General features: G+C 64.7%; 8 protein-coding genes. 5 read left to right on the plus strand and 3 right to left on the minus strand.

The window, feature by feature from the left end:
* Both BIS11_RS09865 and astB read left to right on the plus strand, forming a co-directional pair.
* A partial coding sequence (locus BIS11_RS09865; protein ID WP_253585995.1) for an aldehyde dehydrogenase family protein occupies positions 1-841 on the plus strand: 841 nt, incomplete at its 5' end.
* Positions 842-849: 8 nt separating this feature from the next.
* Positions 850-2,190 (plus strand): N-succinylarginine dihydrolase, encoded by a 1,341-nt coding sequence (gene astB, locus BIS11_RS09870; RefSeq protein WP_253418635.1) that lies wholly within the window; start codon positions 850-852, stop codon positions 2,188-2,190.
* A 17-nt stretch (positions 2,191-2,207) separates the two neighbouring features.
* Here astB and BIS11_RS09875 read toward each other — a convergent pair whose 3' ends face one another.
* Positions 2,208-2,804, minus strand: coding sequence for a putative adenosine monophosphate-protein transferase Fic (locus tag BIS11_RS09875; protein ID WP_253418637.1), 597 nt, complete (start codon positions 2,802-2,804; stop codon positions 2,208-2,210).
* Positions 2,804-2,968 (minus strand): YhfG family protein, encoded by a 165-nt coding sequence (locus BIS11_RS09880; RefSeq protein WP_253418639.1) that lies wholly within the window; start codon positions 2,966-2,968, stop codon positions 2,804-2,806. Before BIS11_RS09880 ends, BIS11_RS09875 begins: the two co-directional genes overlap by 1 nt.
* A gap of 76 nt (positions 2,969-3,044) precedes the next feature.
* On the opposite strand from BIS11_RS09880, the gene BIS11_RS09885 reads away from it, so the two are divergent.
* Entirely contained in the window at positions 3,045-3,476 is a 432-nt protein-coding gene (locus BIS11_RS09885) for an N-acetyltransferase (RefSeq protein WP_253418641.1), read from the plus strand.
* Here the strand turns inward: BIS11_RS09885 and BIS11_RS09890 are convergent.
* Positions 3,473-4,411 carry a DMT family transporter gene (locus BIS11_RS09890; protein ID WP_253418643.1) on the minus strand — a complete coding sequence of 313 codons (939 nt, stop codon included), beginning with the start codon at positions 4,409-4,411 and terminating at the stop codon, positions 3,473-3,475. The genes BIS11_RS09885 and BIS11_RS09890 overlap by 4 nt on opposite strands.
* Before the next feature lie 85 nt (positions 4,412-4,496).
* On the opposite strand from BIS11_RS09890, the gene BIS11_RS09895 reads away from it, so the two are divergent.
* Entirely contained in the window at positions 4,497-5,003 is a 507-nt protein-coding gene (locus BIS11_RS09895) for a MarR family winged helix-turn-helix transcriptional regulator (protein ID WP_253418645.1), read from the plus strand.
* A gap of 6 nt (positions 5,004-5,009) precedes the next feature.
* On the plus strand, positions 5,010-5,351 hold the full coding sequence (locus tag BIS11_RS09900; RefSeq protein ID WP_253418647.1) for a GlpM family protein: 342 nt from the start codon (positions 5,010-5,012) through the stop codon (positions 5,349-5,351).
* Positions 5,352-5,512: the final 161 nt, after the last annotated feature.

Below are 5,512 nucleotides of genomic sequence, written 5' to 3' on the forward strand. Positions count from 1 at the left end.
GGCCGGGGATGCTCGCATCGACGGGCTGCTGTTCACCGGCAGCGCCCAGGTCGGCGGGCTCTTGCACCGCCAGTTCGCCGGCCAGCTCGACAAGATCCTGGCGCTGGAGCTTGGCGGCAACAACCCCTTGGTGGTCAAGGACGTGCAGGATGAGCGCGCTGCGGTATTGACCATCCTGCAGTCCGCGTTTCTCTCCGGCGGGCAGCGCTGCACCTGCGCCCGGCGGCTGCTGGTGCCGAAGGGCGAGGCGGGCGACCGGCTGATCGAAGCGCTTTCCCGGGCCATCGCGCAGCTTCGCGTGGCCGGGCCCTTCGAGGAAGAGCCGGCGCCGTTCTATGGCGGGCTCGTAAGCTCCGCCGCCGCCGACGGGCTCTTGAAGGCTCAGGCGGCGCTCGAAGCGCTGGGGGGCCGGGTGATCAATCGCATGCAGCGCCTCGAGGAGAACACCAGCCTGTTGAGCCCGGCGCTGATCGACGTGACCGGCCTGGACGTTCCGGACGAGGAGTACTTCGGTCCGCTGCTCAAGGTTCATCGCTTCGATGACTGGGACGAGGCGATCGAACTTGCCAACGCTACCCGCTACGGGCTTTCCGCCGGGCTGATCGGCGGCGAGCGCGCCGACTGGGACGATTTTCTGCTGCGCATTCGCGCCGGCATCGTCAACTGGAACCGCCAGACCACCGGCGCTTCGGGGGATGCGCCCTTCGGCGGCGTGGGGGACAGCGGCAATCATCGGCCAAGTGCTTTCTACGCGGCGGACTACTGCGCCTTCCCGGTCGCTTCGATGGAGGCCGAGTCGCTGGAGCTGCCCGAGAACCTGCCGCCCGGCATCACGCTGTGAGGAGCCCCATGCAGGACATTCGCGAAGTCAATTTCGACGGGCTGGTCGGCCCGACCCACAACTACGCGGGGCTGGCCGCGGGCAACCTGGCCTCCCAGCGCCACGAAGGGCTCACCGCCAACCCAAGGCAAGGAGCGCTTCAGGGCCTTGCCAAGATGAAGGCGCTGATGGAGGCGGGATATGCCCAGGGCGTACTGCCGCCCCAGCAGCGCCCGGACATCGGCGCACTACGCGCGCTGGGCTTTGCCGGCACCGACGGTGAGGTGCTGGCGCGCGCGGCGGTCGAGGCCCCCCAGCTTCTGCGCGCGGTCTGCTCGGCCTCCTCCATGTGGACCGCCAACGCCGCCACGGTGACCCCGAGCGTGGACGCGCCGGATCATCGAGCGCACTTCACCCCGGCCAACCTGCAGTCGAGCTTTCACCGTTTTCTGGAGCCGGAGACGACCGGGCGAGTGCTGCAGGCGATCTTTCGCGACGAGCGCCACTTCGCCCACCATCCGACCCTGCCGGCCACCCCGGCGTTTGCCGACGAGGGCGCGGCGAACCACACCAGGCTCTGCGCCGAGCACGACGAGCTCGGCGTTCATCTGTTCGTCTACGGCCGAAAGGCCTTCGGCGACGGGCGCGAGCCTTCACGCTACCCGGCGCGCCAGACGCTGGAGGCCAGCCAGGCCGTCGCCCGCCAGCACGGCCTCGTCGATGCGCAGTGCGTGTTCGCCCAGCAGCACCCGGAGGCGATCGACGCCGGGGTCTTTCACAACGATGTGATCGCCGTCGGCAACGGCCCGGTGCTGCTCTACCACGAAAGGGCCTTTCTCGACGAGGAGGGCACCCTGGAGGCGCTGCGCGCCCGAATGGCGACGCCCCTGATCCCGGTGCGCGTGCCGGTGGAAGCGATGAGCCTCGAGGACGCCGTCGGTTCGTACCTGTTCAACTCGCAGCTTCTGACCAACCCGGACGGCAGCATGACGCTGGTGGTGCCCGGCGAGTGCCAGGAGAACGAGGCGGTCTGGCGGGTGATTCAGGATCTGATTCTCGCCGGTTACAACCCGATTTCCGAGGTGATCGTCAAGGACGTCAAGCAGAGCATGCAAAATGGCGGCGGCCCCGCCTGCCTGCGCCTGCGCGTGGCGCTCTCCCAAGCCGAGCGCGACGCCCTCGGTGGTCGCGTGCTGCTCACGTCTGCGCTATATGAAGATCTCACCGCCTGGGTCGAGCGCCATTACCGCGACCAGCTGGCCCCGCAGGACCTCGCCGACCCCGAGCTCGCGCGAGAGTCGCTCACGGCACTCGACGAGCTGACCGGGTTGCTCGACATTGGCTCGGTGTATCCGTTTCAGTTGGGGTAGCGGGTAAGGCTCGGACGCTATTCGGCCAAGGGCGCGCCGATACAGCGTTCGAAGATGTTCGCCAGCGGCTGATAATGGCAGTAGTAGCTGGCGATATTGGCTTCTATCCACTCGTCGCGTTGAAGCGTTTGCCAGGAAATCTGGTAGCCGCAGTTAATGATCAGGTGTTCGAACAACAGTCGCTGAGCGCGTCCATTACCTTCACGAAAGGGGTGGATGACGTTCAGGTCGCCGTAGAGCTCTGCGCAGGCGTGGACAAGATCGGTCCTTTCGAGCTCGACGAAATGATTCTGCCTGGCTAGATAAGCGAAGAGCTTTTCCGCTTCGGGTACGATGCGGTGCACGTTGCAAAATCGCGTATCCCCCTTGGCAATATCGATCATGCGCAGCTCGCCTGCCCAGTCGTACAGGTCGCCGAATAGCTCACGGTGAAGGTGCTTCAGGTAGGCAAGATCAAAAGGCGGGGAGGCAAATTCGATGCTGTCGGCATTGATCAGTGAAAGTTCGCGTTCGGCCTCTTCAAGCTCATCGGGGTCGGTAATGCCGAGTAGGTTACGCAATACGGCCGTGTCGGGATAGCAGTAAGGATCCTGGCCGGTGCCGTACTTGTCCATCAGCGCGGTTTATTCTTGGTGTACTTCGACAGTATTTCTGTCTTGTTCGCTTTTGGAGCCCGGACATCGACCGATATGCCTTCGAGTGCCATGCTGGCTTGGTAGTTCGAGCGGCGTGCCTTGGCATGGTAGCGACGTTTGGTTTCAAGCGTGACGTTGTTCATGCTCCCTCCTTTTACTCTGATCCAGTATAACGCAATGGTGAGCAACCCTCATCCGACGGACGCAAAGGAGAGCGCCTTGAGAAGGACTCGAGCGTCGATTCAGCCCACTCGCGATCGCGCATTCGCCTCCGCGCTCATCCAGCGCAACATGGGCGGCTACTACCAGACCCTTGGCCTGCACTGGGACGAAACACTGTTCGCGCGCCAGTGGCGTACCATGGAGAGCTACCAAATCGTGCTCGAGGGGCGGTCGGTAGGACTCTTGTGCCTCGATCCGACGCCTTTGGCATGTTACCTCCGCGAGCTGCAGATCGCGCCAGGGTGGCAGCGCCGGGGAGTGGGGAGGGCGGCGGTCAACTTCGCCGCGTCACGCGCTCGCAAGGCGGGCAGTGCCGCCTTGCGCCTGCGGGTGTTCTGCATCAACCCGGCGGTGGCCTTCTACGCGCGCCTGGGGTTTGAGATCGTCGATACCGCCGACGGCACCCACTACATGGAACGGCGGCTTTAAGGCGTCTGGCGGCCGGCAGCGCGCACCTTGCCGAGATTGAGCAGCGCGATGCCCCCACCGATCAGTACCGCGCCCAGCAGCAGCCCGTCGGGGGTGCTTTCGCCCTGAACGAAGATCGCCACCGGCACACCGAACAGCGCCCCCACCGAGCCCAGCAGGCTCAAGAGCACCGGGCCGCTGCTTTTCTGCAGCAAAAAGAGCAGCAGGAACTGGCCGGCGAAGGCCATTGCCTGGAGGGCGATCAGCAGCGCCGTGTTCCACCCCAAGGCCGGTATGCGCAGCGAAAAGCCCGGCAACACAGCGACGCCCAGCAGCAGTATCACCGCCGCCACCAGCATGCCCGGTGCCAGCGCCTCGCTTGCCACGCCCGGAGGCCAGCGCAAGGTGCGGTAGAGATTGCCGATGGCGAGCAGCACCGGGCCGAGCAGCGCGATCAGCACCCAGTGAACATCGACCTCTGGAGCGGCGAGCTTGTGGGCAGCGAGTGTCACGGCCCCCGTCAGCGCCGAGGCCACCCCGAGGGCACGAACTATCTGGAAACGTTCCATCTTCAGTAGCAGCGCGCCGAGATAGGTCAAAAGCGGCGGCAGCGTGATCACCAGTGCCACGAACCCGGCGCCGATATGCGCGACGGCGGAGAAGAACACCAGGTTGGAGCCCGCCACGCCCACCAGCGCCGAGACGCCGTAATACTCGAGGGTACGCGCGTTGACCGGCGGCAGCCTGCCCTTGGCCCCGGCCAGTGCCAGCAGCAGCGTCGCCGCCCCGCACAGCGACCAGAACAGAAACGCCAGCGGCGAGAGGCCGAATTCGCCGGCGAGTTTGGCGAGGTTGGTCGAAAGCCCCAGCAGCGCCCCGCCGGCCAGCAGGTAGCCAAGCGAGACAAGCCGCGCGCGGCGTGACGAGACGGAAGAAGTGGAATCGGTACTAGGCATTGTGCGGCTCTGGTCATTTATCTTGATATCAAGGTATTCGACTGATTGTCTTGACGTCAAGATAAAAAGTCGTAAGCTTCGAGCCATGGACCATGTCGATAGAATACTCGCTCAATGGCAGCGCCAGCGCCCGGACCTGGACGTCGCACCGATGGGCACGCTTGGCCGCCTCAAGCGGCTCAACCAGGTGCTGACCCGCGCCATGGAGAAGACCTGGGCGCCATTCGGGCTGAACGAGTCGAGCTTCGACGTGCTCGCCACGCTCAGGCGCGAAGGGCCGCCCTTTGCGCTTTCGCCAAGTGCTCTGATGGCCTCCACCCTGGTCACGTCCGGCACCATGACGCACCGGCTCCAGCAGCTCGAAAAAGCGGGGCTCATCGAGCGTATCAAGAATCCCGAGGACGGCCGCGGCTTTCTGATTTCGCTCTCGGAGAAGGGGTTTGCGCTGATCGACGAGGCCGTGGGCGCTCATGTCGACATGCAGCACGCGCTGGTCGGGGGGCTGACTGACACGCAGCGCGACGAGCTCGATGCGCTGCTCAAACAGATGCTGGAAAGTCTTGATCAGCGTATCCAGGAACACGAGAGGTAACGCGCGATGGCGCTGTTGTTGAAATGTCTGCTTGGCGCGCTGGCGGTGCTTTTGATTGCGCTGTTGTCCCGTACCAAAAGCTTCTTTATTGCAGGCCTGGTGCCGCTGTTCCCCACCTTTGCGCTGATTGCCCACTACATCGTCGGTAGTGAGCGCGGCATGGCGGATCTGCGCACCACTGCCCTGTTCGGGCTCTGCTCGCTGATTCCCTACGCGGCGTACCTCGCCGCCATCTACTACGCCAGCTACCGTTTCAGCCTGGCTGGCACGCTCACCACCGCTACCCTGGTCTGGCTGCTCTTTGCGCTGCTTTTGCTCTGGGGCTGGACGCGCGTCTATCCCGGCTGAGCGGCGCGGCAATGAGCAGGGCGTGCTAGCCGCTCAGGGCCGGACTTCTTGGGTGAAAAGCCCCCATTCCAGCGCGTCCCGCAGCGAAGCGTTCAGCATCGGGCCGTGGCCGAGGCCCGGGAACTCGCGGTAGCTTGCCTGCAGGTTCGCCATCTCTGCCA

It is taken from the genome of Halomonas sp. 707D4 (assembly GCF_024158685.1).
In the GTDB taxonomy this organism is placed as follows: domain Bacteria; phylum Pseudomonadota; class Gammaproteobacteria; order Pseudomonadales; family Halomonadaceae; genus Vreelandella.